This window comes from Pseudomonas sp. JDS28PS106 (genome assembly GCF_036706555.1).
In the GTDB taxonomy this organism is placed as follows: domain Bacteria; phylum Pseudomonadota; class Gammaproteobacteria; order Pseudomonadales; family Pseudomonadaceae; genus Aquipseudomonas.
On record NZ_JBAJGT010000006.1, the window covers coordinates 203,230 to 227,899 of the forward strand.

The 24,670-nt window shown below is 61.4% G+C and carries 27 protein-coding genes; 15 read left to right on the top strand and 12 right to left on the bottom strand.

Features of this window, described 5'->3' with window-relative positions:
- Positions 1-45 precede the first annotated feature (45 nt).
- Positions 46-279: a DUF1127 domain-containing protein gene (locus tag TRP66_RS12325; protein ID WP_333402544.1), complete on the top strand. Its 234-nt coding sequence runs from the start codon at positions 46-48 to the stop codon at positions 277-279.
- Positions 280-728: 449 nt separating this feature from the next.
- On the opposite strand, the gene TRP66_RS12330 is transcribed toward TRP66_RS12325, so the two are convergent.
- Both TRP66_RS12330 and TRP66_RS12335 read right to left on the bottom strand, forming a co-directional pair.
- A complete protein-coding gene (locus tag TRP66_RS12330) occupies positions 729-929 on the bottom strand; it encodes a hypothetical protein (protein ID WP_333402546.1) in 201 nt (66 codons plus the stop codon).
- A gap of 104 nt (positions 930-1,033) precedes the next feature.
- Positions 1,034-2,332: an NAD(P)/FAD-dependent oxidoreductase gene (locus TRP66_RS12335; RefSeq protein ID WP_333402548.1), complete on the bottom strand. Its 1,299-nt coding sequence runs from the start codon at positions 2,330-2,332 to the stop codon at positions 1,034-1,036.
- Between the two features lie 105 nt (positions 2,333-2,437).
- Here TRP66_RS12335 and TRP66_RS12340 point away from each other — a divergent pair, with 105 nt between their 5' ends.
- Entirely contained in the window at positions 2,438-2,791 is a 354-nt protein-coding gene (locus TRP66_RS12340) for a YkgJ family cysteine cluster protein (RefSeq protein WP_333402551.1), read from the top strand.
- A 6-nt stretch (positions 2,792-2,797) separates the two neighbouring features.
- Here TRP66_RS12340 and TRP66_RS12345 read toward each other — a convergent pair whose 3' ends face one another.
- The gene (locus TRP66_RS12345; RefSeq protein WP_333402553.1) at positions 2,798-3,286 is read right to left on the bottom strand and encodes an Lrp/AsnC ligand binding domain-containing protein; all 489 of its coding nucleotides are present in this window, start codon (positions 3,284-3,286) and stop codon (positions 2,798-2,800) included.
- A 157-nt stretch (positions 3,287-3,443) separates the two neighbouring features.
- Here TRP66_RS12345 and dadA point away from each other — a divergent pair, with 157 nt between their 5' ends.
- The 5 genes from dadA to TRP66_RS12370 all read left to right on the top strand — a co-directional run bounded on the left by dadA (position 3,444) and on the right by TRP66_RS12370 (position 9,419).
- Entirely contained in the window at positions 3,444-4,745 is a 1,302-nt protein-coding gene (dadA, locus tag TRP66_RS12350) for a D-amino acid dehydrogenase (protein WP_333402555.1), read from the top strand.
- A 93-nt stretch (positions 4,746-4,838) separates the two neighbouring features.
- Complete coding sequence (alr, locus tag TRP66_RS12355; protein WP_333402557.1) at positions 4,839-5,912, top strand: alanine racemase; 1,074 nt, start codon at positions 4,839-4,841, stop codon at positions 5,910-5,912.
- 119 nt (positions 5,913-6,031) lie between these two features.
- On the top strand, positions 6,032-6,580 hold the full coding sequence (locus TRP66_RS12360; RefSeq protein WP_333402559.1) for a cupin domain-containing protein: 549 nt from the start codon (positions 6,032-6,034) through the stop codon (positions 6,578-6,580).
- A gap of 181 nt (positions 6,581-6,761) precedes the next feature.
- Positions 6,762-7,184, top strand: a complete 423-nt coding sequence (locus TRP66_RS12365) for a c-type cytochrome (protein ID WP_333402561.1) — start codon at positions 6,762-6,764, stop codon at positions 7,182-7,184.
- 303 nt (positions 7,185-7,487) lie between these two features.
- On the top strand, positions 7,488-9,419 hold the full coding sequence (locus TRP66_RS12370) for an acetyl-CoA hydrolase/transferase C-terminal domain-containing protein (RefSeq protein WP_333402563.1): 1,932 nt from the start codon (positions 7,488-7,490) through the stop codon (positions 9,417-9,419).
- 3 nt (positions 9,420-9,422) lie between these two features.
- Here TRP66_RS12370 and TRP66_RS12375 read toward each other — a convergent pair whose 3' ends face one another.
- A complete protein-coding gene (locus TRP66_RS12375; protein ID WP_333402565.1) occupies positions 9,423-10,478 on the bottom strand; it encodes an aminopeptidase in 1,056 nt (351 codons plus the stop codon).
- A 92-nt stretch (positions 10,479-10,570) separates the two neighbouring features.
- Here TRP66_RS12375 and TRP66_RS12380 point away from each other — a divergent pair, with 92 nt between their 5' ends.
- The gene (locus TRP66_RS12380; protein ID WP_333402567.1) at positions 10,571-10,984 is read left to right on the top strand and encodes a PA0061/PA0062 family lipoprotein; all 414 of its coding nucleotides are present in this window, start codon (positions 10,571-10,573) and stop codon (positions 10,982-10,984) included.
- Here the strand turns inward: TRP66_RS12380 and TRP66_RS12385 are convergent, their stop codons facing one another.
- Both TRP66_RS12385 and TRP66_RS12390 read right to left on the bottom strand, forming a co-directional pair.
- A complete protein-coding gene (locus TRP66_RS12385; RefSeq protein ID WP_333402569.1) occupies positions 10,985-11,218 on the bottom strand; it encodes a DUF1161 domain-containing protein in 234 nt (77 codons plus the stop codon). It abuts the gene before it with no gap.
- A gap of 160 nt (positions 11,219-11,378) precedes the next feature.
- Positions 11,379-11,810, bottom strand: coding sequence for an OsmC family protein (locus TRP66_RS12390; protein ID WP_333402571.1), 432 nt, complete (start codon positions 11,808-11,810; stop codon positions 11,379-11,381).
- Positions 11,811-12,021: 211 nt separating this feature from the next.
- Between TRP66_RS12390 and TRP66_RS12395 the strand changes: the two genes are divergently transcribed.
- Positions 12,022-13,023 (top strand): LLM class flavin-dependent oxidoreductase, encoded by a 1,002-nt coding sequence (locus tag TRP66_RS12395; RefSeq protein ID WP_333402574.1) that lies wholly within the window; start codon positions 12,022-12,024, stop codon positions 13,021-13,023.
- Positions 13,024-13,391: 368 nt separating this feature from the next.
- Here TRP66_RS12395 and TRP66_RS12400 read toward each other — a convergent pair whose 3' ends face one another.
- A complete protein-coding gene (locus tag TRP66_RS12400) occupies positions 13,392-13,616 on the bottom strand; it encodes a DUF1161 domain-containing protein (RefSeq protein WP_333402575.1) in 225 nt (74 codons plus the stop codon).
- Between the two features lie 137 nt (positions 13,617-13,753).
- Entirely contained in the window at positions 13,754-13,969 is a 216-nt protein-coding gene (locus TRP66_RS12405) for a dodecin (RefSeq protein ID WP_333402577.1), read from the bottom strand.
- A 167-nt stretch (positions 13,970-14,136) separates the two neighbouring features.
- On the opposite strand from TRP66_RS12405, the gene TRP66_RS12410 reads away from it, so the two are divergent.
- Positions 14,137-14,463: a DUF883 family protein gene (locus TRP66_RS12410; protein WP_333402579.1), complete on the top strand. Its 327-nt coding sequence runs from the start codon at positions 14,137-14,139 to the stop codon at positions 14,461-14,463.
- On the opposite strand, the gene TRP66_RS12415 is transcribed toward TRP66_RS12410, so the two are convergent.
- Positions 14,464-15,366: a LysR family transcriptional regulator gene (locus TRP66_RS12415; protein ID WP_333402581.1), complete on the bottom strand. Its 903-nt coding sequence runs from the start codon at positions 15,364-15,366 to the stop codon at positions 14,464-14,466.
- Positions 15,367-15,494: 128 nt separating this feature from the next.
- Between TRP66_RS12415 and trpB the strand changes: the two genes are divergently transcribed.
- From trpB to TRP66_RS12430, 3 genes are all read left to right on the top strand, one after another.
- Positions 15,495-16,724, top strand: a complete 1,230-nt coding sequence (gene trpB, locus TRP66_RS12420; protein ID WP_333402583.1) for a tryptophan synthase subunit beta — start codon at positions 15,495-15,497, stop codon at positions 16,722-16,724.
- The gene (trpA, locus tag TRP66_RS12425) at positions 16,721-17,533 is read left to right on the top strand and encodes a tryptophan synthase subunit alpha (RefSeq protein ID WP_333402585.1); all 813 of its coding nucleotides are present in this window, start codon (positions 16,721-16,723) and stop codon (positions 17,531-17,533) included. Before trpB ends, trpA begins: the two co-directional genes overlap by 4 nt.
- 120 nt (positions 17,534-17,653) lie before the next feature.
- A complete protein-coding gene (locus tag TRP66_RS12430) occupies positions 17,654-18,148 on the top strand; it encodes an anti-virulence regulator CigR family protein (protein WP_333402588.1) in 495 nt (164 codons plus the stop codon).
- A 56-nt stretch (positions 18,149-18,204) separates the two neighbouring features.
- Here TRP66_RS12430 and elbB read toward each other — a convergent pair whose 3' ends face one another.
- Together elbB and TRP66_RS12440 are read right to left on the bottom strand one after the other, a co-directional pair.
- Positions 18,205-18,870, bottom strand: a complete 666-nt coding sequence (gene elbB, locus TRP66_RS12435; RefSeq protein ID WP_333402590.1) for an isoprenoid biosynthesis glyoxalase ElbB — start codon at positions 18,868-18,870, stop codon at positions 18,205-18,207.
- A gap of 164 nt (positions 18,871-19,034) precedes the next feature.
- Positions 19,035-19,682 (bottom strand): DedA family protein, encoded by a 648-nt coding sequence (locus TRP66_RS12440; protein ID WP_333402592.1) that lies wholly within the window; start codon positions 19,680-19,682, stop codon positions 19,035-19,037.
- A gap of 228 nt (positions 19,683-19,910) precedes the next feature.
- Between TRP66_RS12440 and hemB the strand changes: the two genes are divergently transcribed.
- Both hemB and ppk1 read left to right on the top strand, forming a co-directional pair.
- On the top strand, positions 19,911-20,921 hold the full coding sequence (gene hemB / locus TRP66_RS12445) for a porphobilinogen synthase (protein WP_333402594.1): 1,011 nt from the start codon (positions 19,911-19,913) through the stop codon (positions 20,919-20,921).
- A gap of 16 nt (positions 20,922-20,937) precedes the next feature.
- A complete protein-coding gene (ppk1, locus tag TRP66_RS12450; protein WP_333402596.1) occupies positions 20,938-23,145 on the top strand; it encodes a polyphosphate kinase 1 in 2,208 nt (735 codons plus the stop codon).
- Here the strand turns inward: ppk1 and ppx are convergent.
- Positions 23,132-24,634, bottom strand: coding sequence for an exopolyphosphatase (ppx, locus tag TRP66_RS12455; RefSeq protein ID WP_333402598.1), 1,503 nt, complete (start codon positions 24,632-24,634; stop codon positions 23,132-23,134). The two genes, ppk1 and ppx, sit on opposite strands and share 14 nt — an antisense overlap.
- Between the last annotated feature and the right edge of the window lie 36 nt (positions 24,635-24,670).

Genomic DNA, 24,670 nt, shown 5'->3' on the forward strand with positions numbered 1-24,670 from the left:
GCCCGCGTCATCATGAATTCTCGCAAACAGGATGGAGATCGGGTCATGAACGGGCTGGTAGATGTGCGGTTAGAGCTTTTGAACACGGACTGCCAGGACGGCGCATCGATCAAGCAGCGGACCCAGGCTCCCGCTGGCATGAGCCGCTGGGCACTGTACCGTCATCGCATTAATTCCCGACGAGCCCTGCTGGAACTGACCGAAGAGCAACTGCGCGACATCGGCTTGGACTTTCGTCAGGCGCGACTCGAAGCCATGAAGCCTTTCTGGCGGGAATGAGGTGTTGGATCGGACACGATTCCTGTGGGAGGGACCTCAGTCGCGACCGGCGCGACGCGGTGCGGCTGAACCACCGCGTTATCGTTCGTCGCCAGCAAGCTGCCTCCCACGCGAACTGCAGTGTCTGAACTTTCCTCGCTACCAACCTGCAATGCGACCCCTGTGGGAGGGACCTTGGTCGCGACCGGCGCGACGCGGTGCCGCTGAACCACCGCGTTGTCGGCCATCGCCAGCAAGCTGGCTCCCACGGGAACTGCGGTGTCTGAACTTTCCTCGCTACCAACCTGCAATGCGACCCCTGTGGGAGGGACCTTGGTCGCGACCGGCGCGACGCGGTGCGGCTGAACCACCGCGTTGTCGGCCATCGCCAGCAAGCTGGCTCCCACGGGAACTGCGGTGTCTGAGCTTTCCGCGCTACCAACCTGCAATGCGATCCCTGTGGGAGGGACCTAGGTCGCGACCTGCACGACGCGGTGCGGCTGAACCACCGCGTTATCGTTCGTCGCCAGCAAGCTGCCTCCCACGCGAACTGCGGTGTCTGAACTTTCCTCGCTACCAACCTGCAATGCGACCCCTGTGGGAGGAACCTTGGTCGCGACCGGCGCGACGCGGTGCCGCTGAACCACCGCGTTGTCGGCCATCGCCAGCAAGCTGGCTCCTACACGAGCGCATGATCTGCGCCCCAAATGATGGATGGGTGCCCAACATTTGGGGCGCAGATCAACGCAATTTGTAGGAGCCAGCTTGCTGGCGATCAGCGCAGCTCTTTGAGCCGGTGCCAGAGCATGCCCAACGCCAGCAGCGGGGACCGGAGATGCTTGCCGCCAGGGAAGGTCATGTGTGGGACCTTGGCGAACAACTCGAAACCATCGCTGCGCTGACCCGCGATGGCTTCGCCCAGCAGCCGCCCGGCCAGGTGTGTGGCGTTCAAGCCGTGACCTGAATAGGCCTGGGCATAGAAAACATTGGGCTGATGTTTGAGGCGACCGATCTGCGGCAGGCGGTTGGCGCCGATGCCGATCATGCCTCCCCACTGATAGTCGATGCGTGCGCCGGACAGCTGGGGAAACACCTCAAGCATTTTCGGACGCATGTAGGCGGCAATATCCTTGGGGTCACGCCCCGAGTAATGACAGGCACCGCCGAACAATAGCCGACGGTCGCTGGACAGTCGGTAATAGTCCACCGTTACCCGCTGGTCGCAGACTGCCATGTCCTGTGGCAACAATTGACGTGCCCGCTCTTCGCTCAAAGGTTCGGTCGCGATGATGTAACTGCCGGCTGGCAGCACCTTGCCGCCGAGTTCGGTGTTCAGGCCGTTGAGGTATGCGTTGCAACCCAATACCAGCGTCTGCGCCCGTACTGTCCCCTGTGCTGTGTGCACTTTGACCTCAAGACCGTAATCGATGCGCGTGACCGCGGAGCGCTCGAATACCCTGACGCCAAGCGACTGGGCCACCGCGGCCTCGCCTAGCGCCAGATTCAAGGGGTGCAGGTGGCCGGACCCCATGTCGATCAAACCTCCGGCATAACGGTCCGATCCGACGACGCTGTGCATGTCCTGGGGCTGCACCAGCTTGAGTTCGTGGCGATAGCCCAGTGCTTGCAGCTCTTCGGCATCTTCGATGAAACCTTCCAGTTCCCGCGGTTTGTTGGCCAGATCGCAGTAACCCCATTTCAGGTCGCAGTCGATGCCGTAGCGCTCGACACGCTGGCGGACGATCTCGACCGCTTCGAGGCCCATCAACTTGAGCTGACGCACGCCTTCCTGGCCGACTACGGAAGCAAACCGCTCGACCCCATGACCGACGCCGCGAATCAATTGGCCGCCATTGCGCCCGCTGGCGCCCCAGCCGACCTTGCGCGCTTCCAGCAGGGCAACGCTCATGCCGCGCTCGGCCAGTTCGATTGCGGTGTTGAGGCCCGAGAATCCGCCGCCAACGATACAAACGTCTACCTTCAGATCGCCTTGCAGAGCGGGATAGTCCGGTTGCGGATGACTGCTGGCGGCGTACCAGGAGGCGGCATGCTGGTCGGGCGTGCGGGCGTTCATGAGAAGTCCTGTGGGCGACGAGTGACAAACGAGGGAGGATAAGCCGCTGTCACGGGCCTGCCAACTCAGGCAGAATCGCCGCCAAGCGTCAGAATGGTCGAATCGATGGGTTGCAACAGTCAGAAAATCCGCGATCTGCGCAGGCAGATTCCTTCCTTCGAGTGCGTGCCCGGTTGCCACGATTGTTGTGGGCCAGTCACGACCTCCTCGGAGGAAATGTCCCGCTTGCCGCGCAAGACAGCTGCCGAGCAGGCCGCCGCCCTCGAAGAACTCAATTGCGTGCACCTGGGGCCGAATGGTTGCACGGTGTACGAGGAGCGACCGCTGATCTGCCGGCTGTTCGGCACCACCGCAAGTCTGCCATGCCCCAACGGACGCCGGCCCGTGGAGCTGATTCATCCCCGCGTCGAGAAGCAGGTGCATGCGTTCATCGCCTCGACCCGGCAGGTATTGGTCTGACAGCGCCTAGTCGGCAATCGGCAGGTTCAGGCTTTCCTTCACTTCTTCCATGACGATGTAGCTCTTGGACTCTCGCACGTGCGGCAGCTTGAGCAGGATGTCGCCCAGCAGTTTGCGATAGGACGCCATCTCCGAGATGCGTGCCTTCACCAGGTAGTCGAAGTCTCCCGAGACCAGATGACATTCCAGGACGTGGGGCAGTTTGAGTACGGCCCGCCGGAATTCTTCGAAGGTATCGCCGGACTTGTAATCCAGGCTGATTTCCACGAATACCAGCAAGCTCGCCTTGAGACTTTGCGGATTGAGGCGGGCGTTGTAGCCCATGATGATGCCTTCGCGCTCCAGCCGGCGTACCCGCTCTGTACAGGGCGTGGTAGAGAGACCGACCCGTTCTCCCAGCTCGGTGAACGAGATACGCCCGTCCGCCTGGAGGATGCGCAAAATACTGCGGTCGATCTTGTCCAGTTCGCGTTTCGACTGGTGTTGGGTACGCACGTTCGAAATCCTCGCTGCCAAAGCAATCTTTGCCAAGAACAAGCCCTGAATATACGCAGTTATATGGTGAGAATCACTGCTCGATGCTTCATATACTGCGCACATCCTTGCTTGAAAACCCAAAATATCAGCGGATATCCGCGATGAGGTCTTGTCGATGCGCGTTCTGGTCCTTGGCAGTGGTGTGATCGGTACAACGAGTGCCTATTATCTGGCCCGGGCGGGTTTCGAGGTGACGGTAGTCGACCGGCAACCGGCTGCGGCGATGGAAACCAGCTTCGCCAACGCCGGCCAGGTATCCCCAGGCTATGCATCGCCATGGGCCGCCCCTGGCGTCCCGCTCAAGGCCATCAAATGGCTGCTTGAGCGCCACGCCCCTCTGGCGATCAAGGCCACCACCAGTGTGGATCAATACCTTTGGATGGCGCAGATGCTGCGCAACTGCACCGCCAGCCGATATGCGGTGAACAAGGAGCGCATGGTGCGTCTGTCGGAATACAGCCGTGACTGCCTCGACGAGCTGCGCGCTGAAACCGGCATCGCCTACGAAGGTCGCAAACTCGGCACTACCCAGTTGTTCCGTACTCAGGCCCAGTTGGATAACGCTGCCAAGGACATTGCGGTACTGGAACAGTCCGGCGTGCCTTATGAGCTGTTGGATCGCGAGGGCATTGCCCGCGTCGAACCCGCTCTGGCGGGCGTGACCGATATCCTCAGCGGCGCCCTGCGGCTGCCGAACGACCAGACCGGCGACTGCCAGCTGTTCACCACGCGCCTGGCGGAAATGGCCGTCAAGCTGGGCGTCGAATTTCGTTTCGGGCAGAACATCGAGCGTCTAGATCATGCAGGCGACCGCATCAACGGCGTCTGGATCGACGGCAAGCTGGAAACCGCCGACCGTTACGTTCTCGCGCTCGGCAGTTATTCGTCGATGCTGCTCAAGCCGCTGGGCGTCAAGGCGCCGGTCTACCCGCTCAAGGGCTACTCGCTGACAGTGCCGATCACCAACGGCGACATGGCGCCGACGTCCACGATTCTCGACGAGACCTACAAGGTCGCCATTACCCGTTTTGACAACCGCATCCGGGTGGGCGGCATGGCGGAAATCGCCGGTTTCGATCTGTCGCTCAATCCGCGCCGGCGAGAAACACTGGAGATGATCGTCAACGATCTCTATCCTCACGGCGGCGACCTGGCCCAGGCCAGTTTCTGGACAGGACTGCGGCCGACCACGCCGGACGGTACACCGATCGTGGGCGCTACCCCATTCCGCAATCTGTTCCTCAACACCGGCCACGGCACGCTGGGCTGGACGATGGCATGCGGCTCCGGTCGTCTGCTGGCGGACCTGATGGCGCGGCGCAAGCCGCAGATCAGCGCCGAGGGTCTCGATATCTCGCGCTACGGCGGCAAAGTCGAGAACTTCAAGCATGTAAGTCCCGAGCCCGCGCATCAGTAACAGCGCGGTCAGGCATGCCACTCAACGATTTCCTTGCCCCGGCGACCTCCCTCGGCGTCGGGCTTTTTTTCACCATAAGGCAAGATCATTCCCATGCGTCCAGCCCGCGCCGTCATCGACCTGCAAGCCTTGCGTCACAACTATCGACTGGCCCGCGAAAGCACCGGTGCCAAGGCGCTTGCGGTCGTCAAGGCGGACGCCTACGGGCACGGCGCGGTGCGTGTCGCCCAGGCGCTGGAGGCCGAGGCGGACGGCTTTGCGGTGGCCTGCATCGAAGAGGCGCTGGAGCTGCGCGCCGCCGGCATTCGTGCACCCGTGCTGTTGCTGGAAGGGTTTTTCGAGGCGGCCGAACTGGCGCTGATCGTCGAGCACGATTTCTGGTTCGTGGTGCATTCGGCCTGGCAGCTGGAGGCTATCGAGCAGGCCGCTATCGCCCGGCCGCTCACGGCGTGGCTCAAGCTCGATAGCGGCATGCACCGGGTCGGTTTTCTGCCAAACGAATACCGCGCGGCCTACCAGCGCCTCCAGGCGAGCGGCAAGGTGGACAAGGTCGTGCTGATGAGCCATTTCGCCCGCGCCGACGAGCTGGACAGTCCCCGCAGCAACGAACAGCTCGCCGTCTTCAACAGTGCGAGTGAAGGGCTGGCGGGCGAGATCAGCCTGCGCAATTCGCCGGCCGTGCTTGGCTGGCCGAATATTCCCAGCGACTGGGTGCGTCCCGGCATCATGCTGTACGGCGCCACGCCTTTCGACCGGTCGCAGCCGCTGGCCGACCAGTTGCAGCCAGTGATGACGCTGGAATCGAAGATCATCAGCGTGCGCGAGCTGCCGGCGGGTGAGCCGGTCGGTTACGGCGCCACGTTCGTGACCCGGCAGACGACCCGCGTCGGCGTTGTCGCCATGGGTTATGCGGACGGCTATCCACGCCAGGCGCCGACCGGTACGCCGGTCTGGATCGACGGGCAGCCCAGCCAATTGCTCGGACGCGTGTCCATGGACATGCTGGGCGTGGACCTGACCCATCTGCCGCAGGCCGGGCTGGGCAGCCGGGTAGAGCTGTGGGGACGCAACGTGCTGGCAAGCGAAGTCGCCGAGCGGGCTGGAACCATTCCCTACCAGATCTTCTGCAATCTGCGCCGGGTCCCACGCAGCTATACCGGCGGCTGATCCCCGGAGTGTCCGGCGGCGAGTCGAAGTGTTGTAAATACTGAACGCTGTTGCCATGATGGCGTCAGTTCGACTAGACCTACCAACACTCGATCCCAGGAACAAGGGGGAATGCCGCATTGGACGTCGGTGGCCGACTGCAATCGATCCGTAAGCTCAAGGGCCTGTCCCAGCGCGAGCTCGCCAAACGCGCGGGCGTGACCAACAGCACCATTTCCATGATCGAGAAGAACAGCGTCAGCCCCTCGATCAGCTCTCTGCGCAAGGTACTGAGCGGCATTCCGATGTCCATGGTGGAGTTCTTTTCCGAAGAGCTGGAAACCGAAAACCCCACTCAGGTGGTTTACAAGGCCAGCGAGCTGATCGACATCTCGGACGGCGCGGTCACCATGAAACTGGTCGGCAAGTCTCATCCGGGGCGCGCCATCGCCTTTCTGACTGAAATCTACCCGCCGGGCGCGGATACCGGCCAGGAGATGCTCGCCCACGAGGGCGAGGAAACCGGGATTCTCGTCGAAGGACGCCTGGAGCTGGTCGTCGGTCAGGAGAGTTACATCCTCGAAGCTGGCGACAGCTACTATTTTGAAAGCACCAGGCCGCATCGCTTCCGCAATCCGTTCGACGTACCGGCGCGACTAATCAGCGCAGCCACGCCGGCCAATTTCTGATCAGAAGCGCGCAAACGCCTGTATCCACGGGGCGGCAAGCCAGGCACTTCAAGTGTCGATCAAGGGGCCAATAACCCTTCGCAATATAGGGGTGTTCCGGCCCCAAAGGCTTGTCGCTATAATTCGCCCGCCTGGCAAACCGTGGCCGGGAGGCGTGATTAGCCACCATGAGGGTGTGAGCGTGAACCTGATAAACAAGATTCTGGCAGTGACGGCTGTGCTGGCATTCGGCGTGTTCAGTGCCCAGGCGGCAACCAGCGATGCCATTGCCAAGCGGCTTGAGCCCGTAGGACAGGTCTGCGTGCAGGGCAAGGAATGTCCGGGCATGGAGGTCACTGCATCCGCCAGCGCGGGTGGCGCCAAATCTCCGGATGACGTCATTGCCAAACATTGCACCGCCTGTCACAGCGCAGGTCTGCTGGGCGCGCCGAAGATTGGTGACGCAGCGGCCTGGAACGAGCGCGCCCAGAAGGAAGGCGGCATCGACGGACTGCTCGCCAAGGCCATCACCGGCATCAATGCCATGCCGCCCAAGGGCACATGCGGGGACTGCTCCGACAGCGACCTCAAAGGCGCCATCGAGAAAATGTCGGGAATCAAGTAGGAGCCAGCTTGCTGGCGATAAAGGCAACGCGGTGCATCGGGTAGACCGCATAACGCCTGTCGCGACCAAGGTCCCTCCCACAAGGATCGCATTCCAGATGGGTAGCGAGGAAAGCTCAGACGCCACAGTTCGCGTAGGAGCCAGCTCGCTGGCGATAAAGGCAACGCGGTGCATCGGGTAGACCGCATAACGCCTGTCGCGACCAAGGTCCCTCCCACAAGCGTTTTATGTACAGGCGGGATGCAACACTTTCGCGCCGCATCGGGTCCAAGCTCCATTCAATAAAAGAATCGGAGAGCCGGGATGCCGCAATCCTGTTCCATCGAGCAAGCCGTCGATCATGTTCTCGCGCACCTGCCCGAGCATATTCATCTGGGCATGCCCCTGGGGCTGGGCAAACCCAACCGCTTCGTCAATGCCCTGTACGAGCGCATTCGCCAGTTACCCGAAAGACGCCTGACGATCTACACCGGCCTGAGCCTGGGGCGGCCGACGTCCGGCGAGGGCTTGCAGAGCCGGTTCATCGAACCCTTCCTGGAACGGGTATTCAGCGACTACCCGGAGCTGGACTACCTGGCCGCGCTGCGTCGCGACAAGCTACCACCCAATATCAGTGTCCAGCACTTCTTCATGCAGCCGGGCAGCCTGCTCGGCAGTCATACCGCTCAGCAGGATTACGTCAGCAGCAACTACAGCCACGCGGCCAGGGACATCAATGCCGGCGGGCTCAATCTGATCGCGCAGCTGGTCGCCCATGACGAGGCGCACCCCGACAAGCTGAGCCTGAGCTGCAACCCCGACGTGACCCTCGACCTGCTGCCCATGATCGCCAAACGCCGTGCTGCGGGCGAAACCATCCTGGTTCTCGGCCAGGTCCACGCCGACCTGCCTTACATGCCGGGCGATTCGGAACTGGACGTCGAAGATTTCGACCTGCTGATCGACGAAGCGGAGCGCACTGCGTTGTTTTCCACGCCCAACATGCCGGTCGGCTATCAGGACCACCTGATCGGCCTGCATGCCAGCACCCTGGTCCGCGACGGCGGGACCCTGCAAATCGGCATCGGCTCCATGGGCGACGCACTGACAGCGGCACTGCTGGCGCGCCAGGCCAACAACGAGACGTACCGCGCCCTGCTTGGCGACCTGAACATGAGCAATTGGCAGGTGCTGATTGATCGTGAGGGCGGTATGCAGCCGTTTGCGTCCGGGCTCTACGGCTGCAGCGAAATGTTCGTCAACGGTCTGCTGGTGCTGGCGGACGCCGGAATCCTGCGCCGCAAGGTGTACGCCGATGCAGAACTGCAACGTCTGGCGAATCTTGGCACGCTGGATGAGGACGCTCATCCGCAAGGCGTCGTCGTGCATGGCGGGTTCTTCCTCGGCCCGCTGAGTTTCTATGAGCGGCTGCGTGAACTCCCTGCTGAGCGTCGGGCGCAGTTGAACATGACCGCCATCAGTTACATCAACGAGCTGTACGGAGACGAAGCGCTCAAGCGCCTGCAACGGCGTGACGCACGGTTCATCAACAGCGCGTTCAAGCTGACCCTGATGGGCGCGGCAGCGGCCGATCAGCTTGAAGACGGACAGGTACTCAGCGGCGTCGGCGGACAATACAACTTCGTTGCCCAGGCCCACGCGCTGGAAGACGCGCGCTCGATCCTCATGGTGCGCAGCTGGCGGGAGTCCGGCGGCGAATTCAGCTCCAATATCGTGTGGAACTACGGACATACGACGATTCCGCGGCATCTGCGCGATATCGTCGTCACCGAATACGGCATCGCCGATCTGCGTGGTCAGACTGATGCCACGGTGATCGAGCGCATCCTGAATATTACCGACTCACGCTTTCAACCTGGCCTGATCGAGCAGGCACAGAAGGCGGGCAAGCTGCCCCGGGACTTTCAACTGGACCCACGCTTCCTGCACAACACGCCGGATCGCTTGAAGGACATCGCGTCGCGACACCCCTCGCTGTTCACCGAATACCCGCTGGGAAGCGACTTCACGCCACAGGAGCGCGACTTGCTGCGTGCGCTCAACTGGCTCAAGAGCAAGCTCAAGCTCACCGAGATCCTGGAGCTGGGCAAGGCCACGCTGGATGCGCCTGAGCCGGATGCCTATCTGGAGCATCTACAGCGCATGGGGCTGGACAAGCCCCAGGGGCTGCGCGAGGAGCTGTATCAGCGGCTGCTGCTGGCTGGGCTGCATAATGCGTCGGGGCTTTCCGGCTGACGCTTACGGCATGAGCTGTCGCAATGCCGCCTGGCGCGCATCGGCGGGCTTTTCACCCAGCGCCTGCACGCGCTGGTAAAACGTCTGCCAGTCTCCGTCTGTCTGCCGATACAAGGCCTCGAACGCCGGTACCCATTGATCGTAGAGGCCGAAAGGCAACAGTTTGGCATTGTTCATGGGGCCGTTGACCCATGCGTCGAAGCGCTTGTCTCCCGCCCATTGCTCGTCGCGCATCTGCCGGTATTCACGACGCATGCGCTCGAATTCGGCGGCTTTGCGCAGGCGCATTTCGTCGCTGCTCAATGGCTGGCGATACAGCGCCTGCAAGCGTTCGCGTGTTCGCAGGACCAGGGCGATGAACTGATCTCGCCGAACGGATTGCGATACGGTCTGCGCCGTCAGACCCTGTGCCGCTCGCCATTGGCGTGTACCTTCCTGCTCCACGAAGCTGGCGTAGGATTCGTTGAATGCCGTGTCGTCCTTTACATACACGCGCTGATGAGCCAACTCATGGAAAATCAGCGTCGCCAAACGCTCGTTGCCCCAGTGCAGCATCGAGCTGAGGATCGGGTCATCGAACCAGCCGAGCGTCGAATAGGCTTCGACCCCGCTCACATAGACGTCCTGGCCCGCCAGACGCTGTACTGCGGCTTCTCCACGGGCGGCGCCTTGGCTGTAGTAACCGCGGTAGGCCACGCAACCGGCAATCGGAAAGCAGTGGGTGACCGGTTCCAGACTGAACTCGCCCGTGGCAAAAACGTTCCACACCACGTATGGACGACCAAGATCGGCGTAAAGCCGATAACTGTCGTTGTCCGGCAGGCGTAAATGCTCGCTGGCAAAGCGTCGGGCGGTCTGCGCCTGTTCAAGACGAGCCCGCAATTCGGCGTCAGAGGTGGGGTCGGCAATGACCTCGGCGACCGGCCGACGGGCCTGGAGCAGTTCAACCTGGCCGGCCGCAAGCTGGCCATAGTAGGAGGCGCTGGAGCAGCCGCTCAGCAGAACAAGCGTCATCCAGAGCAAAGCGCGCCAGCGTGATGAAACAGTGAGTCGGGGCATACAAAACCTTTGCAAGCGAGTCGAAGGCTTTTATGCAGGACAGTCGGGGGCGCGCGCAACTATCATCGCCCGGATCAGTATGGAGTTTGCCAATGCGTCGGACATCGCTGTGCATCATGCTCGCTACGCTAGCGGGCTGCGCTACACCCCTGCCTCCCGTTGACCCGAACATGGCCTGGGTCGACATGCATACCTTTACCGGGCGGCTGGTCATGAGCGACAAGATCGATGGCGTGAACACGCCGGACGGTCGCTATTTTCAGGTAACTCCGGGCAGCCACGAACTGACGGTCCGCTATGACTATGAATACCGCTCAGGTGGCATCGGCATCATGAGCGATGATCTGCGCGAGCTGACCTGCTTTATCGAGCTGCAATACAAGGATTTCACGGCCGGTCAGCGCTACCGGCTGGAAGTGCGTTCGATCGCCAATAGCGTGGACGCGATGCTTTACGACGCGCAGCGCAAACTGGTGGCCGAGGAAGAGGACGTGCGTTGCCTCTGATCAGCGATCATTGCGCTGATAGATGATTTTCTTCGTACCGTTCTCGCAGCTGCCCACCACCATGTTCGGATCCTGCACCTCGTCGTTGTCGACGATCTCCAGAGTATAGGCGGTGACGTTGTTGGCCTGGATCTTGGCCTCGATTTCGTCCTTGAGCTCTTCACAGGATTTGGGGGCTGCCAGAACGCTGCTTGCCAGCAGGGTGCAGGTCACGGCGACAGCTAAACGTTTCATGCTCGATTCTCTCGGTAACAGGGAGCCGGCGCTCCGTCGCTCTGTGGTCCAGGCGCGTCCGGCCGGGCGCTCACTACTGAGACCTGGCAGCGGCGATGGGGTTCTGTACGGGTTGCAAGACCCGGAAAGCGGAGCTTTCCGGGTGAACAGCGAGGAACGATCAGCTGAGCAGTGTGGCGTCCAGGGTGATCTTGGCGTTCAGCACCTTGGAAACCGGGCAGCCTTCTTTAGCCTGCTTGGTCAGTTCATCGAACTGCTGCTGACTGGCGCCTGGAACCTTGGCCTTGAGGATCAGATGAACAGCAGAGATGGAGAAGCCACCTTCGACCTGATCAAGGCTGACTTCAGCCTGGGTATCGATGCTCTCGGCAGTGAACCCGGCGTTGCCGAGAATCATCGACAGGGCCATCGAGAAGCAGCCTGCATGGGCGGCACCGATCAGTTCTTCGGGGTTGGTGCCCTTGCCGCCTTCGAAGCGAGCCTTGAAACCATAAGGCGCTTCGCGCAATACGCCGGTCTCGGTGGAGATGCTGCCGATGCCGCTTTTCAGATCGCCTTCCCAATGCGCCGACGCTTTCTTGATGATGCTCATGGTGCCTCCTGACGGATTTTTTGAATGCCTAGCGATGACTAGGGTTCTGAGGATAGACCGCTGTGAAAAGTTCAAAAGGTAGAATGTCCTAGTTTTTTAGTAGGTTTTTCGCTTTCTGCCGTTGAAAAATGCCACTTGCGCCCCGACTGCATGGTCATCCTGCGCTCGACATTCGAGCCTGCTCACCTGATTCAAGGAGCTTTCGCGGCCTATGAAACGTCTTGAAGATATAAAGATTTCCATACTCGACCTCGTGCCTGTGCGCGATGACAAAGGGCCTGCGGATTCACTGCGCAATTCCCTGAATCTGGCTCAACACGCCGAAAAGCTGGGCTACAACCGTTTCTGGGTGGCCGAGCATCACAACATGGACGGCATCGCCAGCTCTGCCACCTCCGTGTTGCTTGCCTATCTGGCGGGCGGTACGTCGACCATTCGGGTCGGTGCCGGTGGCGTCATGTTGCCCAACCACGCGCCTTTGGTGATCGCCGAACAGTTCGGCACACTGGCGAGCCTGTACCCCGGCCGTATCGACCTGGGGCTGGGGCGCGCGCCCGGTTCGGACCAGATGACCGCTCGCGCTTTGCGCCGGGAGCGTTCCGGAAGCGCCGATGATTTCCCGGACGACGTCGAGGAACTGATGGCCTACCTGGGGCCGCGTACCCCTGATCAGAAAGTGATCGCCGTTCCCGGTTCAGGAACCAACGTGCCGATCTGGTTGCTGGGCTCCAGCCTGTTCAGTGCGCAACTGGCCGGTATGCGCGGTCTGCCTTATGCCTTCGCTTCGCATTTCGCGCCGCGGTACATGCACGAGGCGATCCGGGTCTACCGCAATCATTTCAAGCCTTCCGACGTGCTCGACAAGCCTTATGTGATGCTGGGTGTTCCGCTGGCCGCAGCCGAAACCGACGAGCGCGCGGAATATCTGGCGACCTCGGTGTATCAACGAATCCTGGCCCTGATGCGCGGGCACAGCCTGATGCAGCGCCCACCGGTGGAGTCCATGGACGGCTTGTGGCTGCCCCATGAGCGTGAGGCGGTAGCGAGCTTCCTGGGACTGGCGATGGTGGGTGGCCCGGAAAAGATCCGCGCGCGACTTGATGTGCTTCTGGAGCAGACACAGGCGGATGAATTGATCTTCACTTGTGACATGTACGGGCACGAAGACCGACTGCGCTCCTACGAGATTCTGGCCCAGGTGGCGAAGGGCTGAAGCGGATCGCTGCCCGGCCGGCTCAACAGTCGGAGGAGCCAGCGGGCGGCGATCCGTCTTGCTGGCGATGAACGATAACGTGGTGGGACCGATGTGCCGCGGCGGCCCTATCGCCAGCAAGCTGGCTCCTACAAGAATCTGTGCCGCCATCCGTTTACCGCGTAACGGCAGTCGCGACCAAGGTCCCTCCCACAAAAGCCCGCGTGTACACCGTCCGTGGGAGCCAGCTTGCTGTGGGCGGCAATCCGACGATGAACGATAACGTGAGAACGATCGGGGTAAATCGCCAGCAAGACGGATCGCCGCCCGCTGGCTCCTACGACGGCAGGGATCGCGGAGCAGCTTCGCAGGTCAGGTTTTCAGCGCGGCTAGCCGCGCTGATAAACGATTTCCTTGGCGCCGGCTTCGCAGGTGCCTACGACTTGCTTGTCTGACACGCTGCCTTTGTCGACCACTTCCAGGGTGTAGGACGCTATGCCCTTTTCCTGAAGTTTGGCCTCGATTTCTGCCTTCAACTCTTCGCACGGCTTACCCGCCGCGAGCGCAGTTCCGGCGATGCTCAACAGACCCACCGCCAACATGAATTTTTTCATGAGCCTAACTCCTTGTTCAGCCAGATACGGGCGCCTGCAGCAGGCCAGGCGCATCAAGAGACACAGCGTAAAACGGCGGCAGCCTCAAAGGATGTCGCGAAGCATATGGCACTCAGCCATTTGGAAGGTTCAGCGGATCAGCTGTTGGCGATGCGGAAACCGACTTTCAGCGTGACCTGATAGTGCGCGACGCGGCCGTTTTCGATATGACCACGAGTTTCAGCGACCTCGAACCACTCCAGGTGCTGAATGCTCTTGCTGGCCTCGGCCAGAGCGTTCTGAATCGCGTCTTCGATGGTGGTGGTAGACGAGCCGACCAGCTCGACTTTCTTGTACGTGTGGTGATCACTCATGGCAATTCTCCTGTAGGTACGGTCAAAGCGTAGCAACGACGACGCTCTCTGCATCTGTCAGGGGAAGGCGCGCAAAAGTTCAGCAGATTGCAAATCGCAATCGCACTTTCGCAAGGCGTCGTAGTCGGAAACAACACACGTCACCCCACATCCTCAGGAGAAATACCATGGCTAGTACTTCACTTCGCAAAGCCTCGTTGCAAAGCATGGAAGCGGAGATCGAAAGTCTCCTCAAGTCGCTGGAAAGCCTGAAAGCCGATGCTTCCGACGAATCGAACCGGACTCTGAAAAGCCTCAAGGCCAACGCTGAGAACGTACTTAGCCATTCCCGCAGTCTGCTGAACGACGTCTACGCCGACGTTAAAGTCCGCACTCGCGAACACGCTGTCGCGACCCGCGACTACGCCCAGGAGCATCCATGGACGACCGCCGGTGTCGCGGTTGGCGCGGTCGGTTTGCTGGCTGCCTACCTGCTGTGCAAGCGCGGTAACTGATCATTCAGGATTCCCGGAGCGGCCGAGTTCGGTTTTCAACCATCGAGCCAGTTGTCGCGCGCGGTTATCCACCGCCCGCCTGGGAATCCATAGCGCCAGTCGCGCCGGGGTTTCGCTGAAACCCCATGGTGCGACGAGCCGCCCGGCGCGCAAGTCGTCCGCCACCAGAGGCTCCGGCGCAATGGCGATGCCCAGCCCGGCCATCGCTGCCTCCAGCAGATAATACAGATGCTCGAACCCCTGGCCGAAGCGCAGCTGTCGCGGATCGATTCCGTTATGTCGCGCCCAGCTCGGCCACGCCTGGGGCCGGGATGCGGTATGCAGCAAAGGTTGAGCAAGCAGTGCGCTCGCTGGCGCATGCTCCAGCGCTTCGAATTGTGCGAAGCGAGGACTCAGCACCGGGCCTATTCGCTCGCCGGCTAGCTCGAACACTTCCATATCGGCGGGCCAGGGCGGCTCGGCGAACATCAGTAGCGCGTCCAGCCCCGGACGGCGTGGATCCAGATCGCCTTCGCCCGCCGAAAGATGCAGGCGCAAATCCGGCAGATCTGCATTAAGACGCCCAAGCCGGGGAATGAACCAGCGCGCCAACAGACTTCCCGAACAGCCCAATACGAAGGGCGCATCGCTTGCGCTTTGACTCAACTCAGCGCAGGCATCGCGCAGCCGGTCAAATGCATCGCCGGTCGCATCGCGCAGACGACTTCCGGCATCTGTGAGTTTAAGGCCGCGCCCGTCCTTGCTGAACAGGCTGATTCCCAATTCCTGTTCGAGAACCTTGATCTGCCTGCTGATCGCACCATGCGTGACGTTCAGTTGTTCCGCGGCCTGACTGACACTCCCGGTCCGGGCTGTCGCTTCGAAGGCGCGCAGTGCATTGAGCGAAGGAAGTTTACGCGTCATGGGATGTGTGAGATTTCCTGACAGGTTATGGCGATCTTATCGGTTTTCAGCATGCAGCGCGCTGGTTAAAGTGGTCCCAATGCCAACCTGGCTTAACTGTTTTGCACGTCATCGCAACCGGAGCGCTCATGACCCAGACCAACTTTCGCAACGGCCCCGACGCCAACGGCCTGTTCGGCTCATTCGGCGGCCGCTACGTGGCTGAGACCCTCATGCCGCTGGTGCTCGACCTGAACCGTGAATATGAAGCCGCGAAAGCCGACCCGGAGTTCGCGCGGCAAATGGCGTACTTCCAAAGCGATTACGTCGGCCGTCCAAACCCTCTTTATTTCGCCGAACGTCTGACCGAGTTCTGCGGCGGCGCGAAAATCTACTTCAAGCGTGAAGAGCTGAATCACACCGGCGCGCACAAGATCAACAACTGCATCGGCCAGGTGCTGCTGGCCAAGCGCATGGGCAAGAAGCGCCTGATCGCGGAAACTGGCGCGGGCATGCACGGCGTGGCAACGGCCACGGTCGCGGCCCGCTTCGGGTTGCCTTGCGTGATCTACATGGGCGCCACCGATATCGAGCGCCAGCAGGCCAACGTGTTCCGCATGAAGCTGCTGGGCGCCGAAATCGTGCCTGTCACTTCCGGTACCGGCACGCTGAAAGACGCCATGAACGAGGCGCTACGTGACTGGGTCACCAACGTCGACGACACCTTTTACCTCATCGGCACGGTCGCCGGCCCGCATCCTTACCCGGCAATGGTCCGTGACTTCCAGTCCGTCATTGGCCGTGAAGCCAAGGCCCAGATGCAGGAGAAGGAAGGTCGCCTGCCGGATAGCGTAGTCGCCTGCGTAGGCGGCGGCTCCAACGCAATGGGCCTGTTCCACCCGTTCCTGGACGATGCCAGCGTGCAGATCATCGGTGTCGAAGCGGGCGGTCATGGCGTGGAGACCGACAAGCATGCCGCCAGCCTGAATGGCGGCGTCCCGGGCGTGCTGCATGGCAACCGTACGTATCTGCTGCAGGATGACGACGGGCAGATTGCCGATGCGCATTCGATCTCGGCCGGCCTGGACTATCCCGGCATCGGCCCCGAGCACGCCTGGCTTCATGAAGTGAAGCGCGCCGAATACGTCAGCATTACCGATGACGAAGCGCTCAACGCCTTTCATCAATGCTGCCTGCTCGAAGGCATCATCCCGGCGCTGGAAACGTCCCATGCGCTGGCTGAAGCCATGAAGCGCGCGCCGAACCTGCCTGCCGATCACCTGATGGTGATCTGCCTTTCCGGACGCGGCGACAAGGACATGCAAACCGTCATGAATCACATGGCCGCGGCCGAAACTACTCAGGAGAAATCGGTATGAGCCGCCTCGAACAGCGTTTCGCCCAGCTGAACACCGAAGGCCGCGCCGCGCTGGTGACCTTCATCACCGCAGGCGATCCGGGCTATGACACCTCGCTGGAGATTCTCAAAGGTTTGCCGGCTGCTGGCGCAGATGTCATCGAGCTAGGCATGCCGTTTACTGACCCGATGGCAGACGGCGTTGCCATCCAGCTCGCCACGCTGCGCGCTCTGGAGGCCGGCCAGACCCTGGCGAAAACCTTGCAGATGGTGCGTGAGTTCCGTACCGGCGACCAGAACACGCCTATCGTTCTGATGGGCTACTACAACCCGATTCATCGCTTTGGCGTCGATGCATTCGTGGCTCAGGCAAAAGAGGCGGGCGTGGACGGTCTTATCATCGTCGACCTGCCGCCCGAGCACGACGCGGAACTGGCAACCCCGGCCCAGGCGTCGGATATCGACTTCATTCGCCTGACCACGCCAACGACCGACGATGCGCGGCTGCCGCGCGTGCTGGAGCGCAGCTCCGGCTTCGTGTACTACGTGTCGGTCGCTGGCGTGACCGGTGCCGGCTCGGCGACAACCGAGCATGTGACCGAGGCCATCGCCCGTCTGCGTCGTCATACCCAGCTGCCGATCAGCGTCGGTTTCGGCATTCGCACTCCTGAGCAAGCGGCTGCGATCGCGCGGCTGGCCGATGGCGTGGTCGTGGGTTCGGCGCTGGTGGACAAGATCGCCCATGCCGATTCGCCCCGGCAGGCCGTGGATGGCGTCCTGAGCCTGTGCTCCGCGTTGGCCGAAGGCGTACGTAGCGCGCGTGTAAGCTGAGGGTAAAGTTCCTGATACAGAGGAATTCGGACTCGTTTCGGCGTTCTATGCTGCAAGAGACAAGGGGTTCATGACCAAGTCATGAACCCCTTTTTGTTGAACGGATGTCGAGGAGTACACATGAAACTGCCCAATACCCTGCTGACAGGTCTAAGTGTCCTGATGCTTGCGGCCAGTCCGCTATTGCAAGCCGCGCCCCCGGACCAGCGTGGTCCGCAAGACGACCGCGGCGGTCAGCAGCATGGCCCGCAAAATAACGGCGCGGGCCATGGCAAGGGCAATGGCAATGGTCAAGGGCATCAAGGCAAGCCTGGAAACGAAGGACGTCATGACAACCGTGGCGGCAATCGCCCGCCGGAGGATTTCAGTCAGGTGCGCCAGACGTTCCAGCAGCATCGCGACGTGATCGGGCGCGGCCAGCCGTTGCCACCGGGTATCCATATCGCCAAGGGCAAGCCGCTGCCGCCGGGCTACGGCAAGCGCCTGGATCGCCAGGCCCTGCAACATCTCCCGCATTACGATGGCTATGAGTGGCGCCGCCTGGGCACCGATGTGGTGCTGATCGCGGTGGGTACGGGAATTGTCTATGCGATTCTGGATGGTGTACTGAACTGAGAGCACCGCGCGAATCTCTTTGTGTAGGAGCCAGCTGGCTCCTACGGGCGAGGGTTTCAATCCTGCTCTTGCGTCAGCTCCAGAACCCGGTCAACCAGCTTGTTGATGCCGGCCGCCGCTTCGCTGATGCTCTTGGCAACCATGTAGGCCGGGGTGGTCACTAGCTTGCGGGCGGTGTCTTCGACGATTTCGGTCACTTCGCACTCTTCGTGCAGTCCGCCCATTTTGGTGATGGCGGCAGCGGTGTCGGGGTCGTTGCCGATAGTGCAAGTGACACCAGGGCCATAGATCTTGGCGGCCAGCGCTGGCGATATGCAGATCAGGCCTACCGGCTTGCCAGCGACCGCGAACGCTTCGGCCAGCGTCAATAACTGACTTTCCACGCGGCAGGCCGCGCCCTGGCTGGCGAGATCGGACAGGTTTTTGGCCGCGCCGAATCCGCCCGGCACGATCAATGCGTCGAATTCGTTGACGTCGGCTTCACGGATATCCTTGATGGCCCCGCGGGCGATACGCGCCGATTCGATCAGCACGTTGCGGGTTTCCGGCATTTCTCCACCCGTCAGGTGGTTCACAACATGGTGCTGGGGAATGTCCGGTGCGAAACATTGCACCTCGGCTCCGCGCTGGTCCAGGCGCAGCAGAGTAAGGACGCTCTCGTGGATTTCCGCGCCATCGTAGACGCCGCAGCCGGACAGGATCACCGCCACTTTCTTGTGCATGCCTCAACTCCTTATCGTCGTCGGCCAATCGCGCGGCCGCTCGTTTTCAATCAGTGCTGGATTATGGATCGTAACGAGCGCGTTGTGTTCACTGCGCGTTCGCGCTTGAGGCGGCATAGGGCACAGGTCGGGCGAGACCGGACGCGCGAGGCGTCCGGCGAGGATCAGTCGTCGTTCTTTTTCGGCGGGGCGTCGGCGGGGACCTCGACAGCGAGATCGGATGCGGCGCCTGAGGCGCAAAGGCGTTTTTCTTCGCGGGCAATGCGGGCATTCTTGATGCGGCGACGCAGCCAGAGCGCCAGGCCAAGCAGCAACAGGCCGCCCAGAACCCACAACTCGTATTTCTTGATGTTGCCCAGCAGGCCTTCCATGACGGCGCCGAAATGGTAGGCCGCCGAGCCCAGCGCCGCGGCCCAGACCGCCGCGCCGATACCGTTGAGCAACAGATAGCGCCCGGGCGGATAACCCGACATCCCGATGGCGACCGGCATGACCGTGCGCAGCCCGTAGACGAAGCGGAAGCTCAGGACCCAGATGTCCGGATGCTTGCGCACCAGGCGCAGTGCTTTGTCTCCCATGAGTTGCCAGCGCGGCTTGCGGGCCAGCAGCTTGCGACCGTGCTTGCGCCCCATGAAGTACCACAGCTGGTCGCCCGCGTAGCTGCCGCAGAACGCGACCAGGATGACCATGTTGAGGTCCATGTAGTTGCGGAACGCCAGAAATCCGGCAAGAACCAGGATGGTCTCGCCTTCAAAGAAGGTTCCGAGAAACAAGGCGAAGTAGCCAAACTCGTTCAAGAAATTCTGGAGCATGGTCTGGATGCTGGCGAAATGAACGCGCAGCCTAACCCGCCCAAGGCAATCATGAAAGTGTCCATATGTGTCTCAACGTTAAAGATTGATACAGGTTAAAAGGGTTACCCTAGAGGCAGCCATGCTGCGACCCCCGGTCGCAGTCACACTATGACTGTCACACTTTGGTCATAATGTCGGCTTATAAATGTCGCGCTAGCCCGCGTACGCGGGCCCAGGAGTCTCGCCGTGAGCTTTACCCCCGCAAACCGCCTGTTTCCTCTCACCCGCCTGCGTCGCAACCGCCGTGACGACTTTTCCCGCCGTCTGGTTCGTGAAAATGTATTGACCGTCGACGACCTGATCCTTCCCGTATTCGTGCTCGATGGCGAAAACCGCCGCGAAACCGTTGCCTCGATGCCGGGTGTCGAACGTTTGAGCATCGACTTGTTGCTCAAGGAAGCCGAGAGCTGGGTAGCGCTGGGTATTCCCGCGCTTGCGCTGTTTCCCGTCACGCCGGCCGAGAAGAAATCCCTGGACGGCGCGGAAGCCTGGAATCCGGAGGGCATTGCCCAGCGCGCGACCCGCGCCCTGCGTGACCGTTTCCCGGAGCTGGGCGTCATCACTGACGTGGCGCTGGACCCGTTCACCACTCACGGTCAGGACGGCATTCTCGACGAAGAAGGCTATGTGCAGAACGACATCACCGTCGATGCGCTGGTCAAGCAGGCGCTGTCCCATGCCGAAGCAGGCGCGCAGGTCGTCGCCCCGTCGGACATGATGGACGGACGAATTCAGGCGATTCGCGAAGCGCTGGAACTGGCCGGGCACATCAACGTGCGGATCATGGCCTATTCGGCCAAGTATGCGAGCGCCTACTACGGTCCGTTCCGTGATGCGGTCGGCTCGTCGCTGAACCTGGGCAAGGCCAACAAGGCGTCCTATCAGATGGACCCGGCCAACAGCGACGAAGCGCTGCACGAAGTCGCCGCCGACCTCGCCGAAGGCGCGGACATGGTGATGGTCAAGCCGGGCATGCCTTATCTGGACATCCTTCACCGGGTCAAGGATGAGTTCAAGGTGCCGACTTTCGTTTATCAGGTCAGCGGCGAGTATGCGATGCATATGGCCGCGATTCAGAATGGCTGGCTGAGTGAGGGTGTGATCCTCGAATCCCTCACCGCCTTCAAACGCGCTGGTGCGGACGGCGTTCTCACTTACTTCGCCGTTCGCGCCGCCCAATTGTTGAAAGGGCAATAGCCTCACAGGAACGTACATGAATACCGAAGGACTCATCGAAGCTCCCGCTCAGGTCGACGTTCAGCAGCCGGCACCCGCGGTCGAGCCTGAAATCGAAGTGATTCCGGCCGTGGAGACGCCTGTCGCGCCTCCGCCCGCCGTGACCGTGAACCTGGATGACAGCAGTTTGTACATCCACCGCGAACTGTCCCAGCTGCAGTTCAATATCCGGGTTCTGGAGCAGGCGCTGGATGAGTCTTATCCGTTGCTGGAGCGGCTGAAGTTTCTGCTGATTTTCTCCAGCAACCTCGATGAGTTCTTCGAGATTCGTGTAGCCGGGCTCAAGAAACAGATCACCTTCGCCCGCGAGCAGGCCGGTGCCGACGGCCTGCAGCCGCATCAGGCGCTGGCCCGGATCAGCGAACTGGTACACGGCCATGTGGACCGCCAGTACGCCATTCTCAACGACATTCTGCTGCCGGAGCTGGAAAAGCATCAGGTCCGGTTCATTCGCCGTCGTCACTGGACGGTCAAGCTCAAGACCTGGGTGCGTCGCTATTTCCGCGACGAGATCGCGCCCATCATCACGCCGATCGGCCTGGACCCTACGCATCCGTTTCCGCTGCTGGTCAACAAGAGCCTGAACTTCATCGTCGAACTGGAAGGTATCGACGCGTTCGGTCGCGATTCGGGTCTGGCGATCATTCCAGCGCCGCGGCTGCTGCCGCGCATCATCAAGGTGCCGGAGGATGTGGGCGGGCCTGGCGACAACTTCGTCTTCCTGTCATCGATGATTCACGCCCACGCCGACGATCTGTTCCAGGGCATGAAGGTCAAGGGCTGCTATCAGTTCCGCCTGACGCGCAACGCCGACCTGGCGCTGGACTCCGAGGACGTGGAAGACCTGGCACGCGCCCTGCGCGGCGAGCTGTTCTCGCGTCGCTATGGTGACGCGGTGCGCCTGGAAGTCGCCGACACCTGTCCCAAACATTTGTCGGACTACCTGCTCAAGCAGTTCAACCTGAGCGAGTCGGAGCTGTATCAGGTCAACGGACCGGTCAACCTGACGCGCCTGTTCAGTATCACCGGTCTGGACAGCCATCCTGAGCTGCAGCATCCGCCGTTCACTCCGGCAATTCCCAAGCTGCTACAGAACAGCGAAAACATTTTCAGCGTGATCAGCAAGCAGGACATTCTCCTGCTGCACCCTTTCGAGTCGTTTACGCCGGTCGTCGACCTGCTGCGCCAGGCCGCCAAGGACCCGAACGTGCTGGCGGTGCGCCAGACGCTGTATCGCAGCGGTGCCAACTCGGAAATCGTGGACGCGCTGGTCGACGCGGCACGTAACGGCAAGGAGGTCACTGCGGTGATCGAATTGCGCGCGCGCTTCGATGAGGAATCCAACCTGCAACTGGCGAGCCGCCTGCAGGCCGCCGGTGCGGTCGTGATCTATGGCGTGGTCGGTTTCAAGACGCACTCCAAGATGATGCTGATTCTGCGTCGCGAAGGCCCGGAGATCGTGCGTTACGCGCACCTTGGCACGGGCAACTACCACGCCGGCAACGCCCGACTGTATACCGACTACAGCTTGCTGACATCGGATGATGCCTTGTGCGAAGACGTCGGCAAACTGTTCAGCCAGCTGATCGGCATGGGCAAGACCTTGCGCATGAAAAAGCTGCTGCACGCGCCGTTTACCCTCAAGAAGGGCATGCTGGACATGATCGCCCGCGAGACGCAGTTCGCGCTGGAAGGCAAGCCGGCGCACATCATCGCCAAGTTCAACTCGCTGACCGACGCCAAGATCATTCGTGCGTTGTACAAAGCCAGCCAGGCCGGCGTGCGCATCGATCTGATCGTGCGTGGCATGTGCTGCCTGCGTCCGGGCATCGCCGGTGTGTCGCACAACATCCACGTGCGCTCGATCATCGGGCGGTTCCTGGAACACACCCGGGTCTTCTACTTCCTCAATGGAGGCGACGAGCAGATGTTCCTCTCCAGCGCCGACTGGATGGAACGCAACCTCGACAAGCGCGTGGAGACTTGTTTCCCGGTGGAAGGCAAGAAGCTGACCCTGCGGGTCAAGAAGGAACTGGAAGCCTATCTGACCGATAACACCCACAGCTGGCTGCTGCAGGCTGACGGCCGTTACGTGCGCAGCACGCCGACCGGCAACCAGAACCCGCGCAGCGCTCAGGCGACCCTGCTGGAGCGCCTGAGCAACCCGGTGCTTACCGTACGCTGAAGACGATGCCGACTCGGGTCAGCCACTCCGCTTCCAGCGCGAAGTCGGCCTGAGTCAGCTGGTTGTTTTCCAGCCAGCCTTCCGGAAACTCGGCGGCCAGGTTGGGACCGTCGGCGCGCAGCGTCACGCGAGGCATTTCCTGGGTGCCACGAATATGGTGGAACAGAATCGCGAAACGCAGCAATACGCACAGGCGAATCAGCTTGATGCCTTCGTCGCCGAACTCGGCGAACTTGTCCTTGGGAATGTTGCGACGATGGCCGCGCACGAGCAGCGCCAGCATTTGCTGGTCGGCGCGGGAAAAGCCGGCCAGGTCGGAGTGCTCGATCAGGTAGGCGCCGTGCTTGTGATAATGGTAGTGGGCGATGTCCAGGCCGATTTCATGCACCTTGGCGGCCCAGCTCAGCAGCTCGGCATAACTCTCGTCCTGCAGATCCCAGCTGTCCGCAACCTGTTCCAGCGCGTGCAGCGCCTTGGCTTCGACGCGCGCCGCCTGTTCCAGGTCGACGTGATAGCGCTCCATCAACGAACTCAAGGTACGCTCGCGTACGTCTTCGTGGTGATGACGGCCCATCAGGTCATAAAGCACGCCTTCACGCAGGGCACCTTCACAGTGATCCATGCGCTTGAGCTCCAGCGAATCGAAAATGGCTTCCAGAATGGCCAGGCCGGCCGGGAAGATGGCGCGTCGATCAGGCTTGATGCCCTCGAAATCGATCTTGTCCACCTCGCCCAGCTTGAACAGCTTGCGCTTGAGCCATGCCAGCCCTTCGGCATTGACCTCGCCCGATCCCAGGCCGTTGGCCTTGATCGCCAGACCGATCGCGCGAATGGTGCCGGACGAACCTATGGCCTCATCCCATTTCAGGCGATGCAGTGCATTCTCGATGCTCATGATCTCCAGACGGGCCGCTGTGTAGGCCTGTGCATAACGCGCCGGGGTGATCTTGCCGTCGCGGAAATAGCGCTGGGTAAAGCTGACGCAGCCCATTTGCAGGCTTTCACGCAGCAGCGGCTCGAAGCGCTGGCCGATGATGAACTCGGTACTGCCGCCGCCGATATCGGCCACCAGGCGCTTGCCGGGATTGTCGGCCAGGGTATGGGAAACGCCCAGATAGATGAGTCGCGCTTCCTCGCGACCGGAAATCACCTCGACAGGATGACCGAGGATCTCTTCCGCGCGACGGATGAATTCGTTGCGGTTGCGCGCTTCGCGCAAGGCGTTGGTGCCGACGATACGCACCGCTCCCGCCGGCATGCCGTTGATCAGCTGCGCGAAACGCTTGAGGCAGTCGAGCCCGCGCTGCATGGATTCTTCACTGAGCTGGCGCTCTTCATTGATGCCGGCGGCCAGTTGTACCTTCTCGCCCAGACGTTCAAGAATGCGGATTTCGCCCTGATTGGCCTTGGCTACCACCATGTGGAAGCTGTTGGAGCCCAGATCGATCGCGGCGATCAGTGAAAGATTCTTGGCTTTGGAGTGCGGCATGGTCAGAAATCCTGTTCGATAACCGCGCCATCGTGC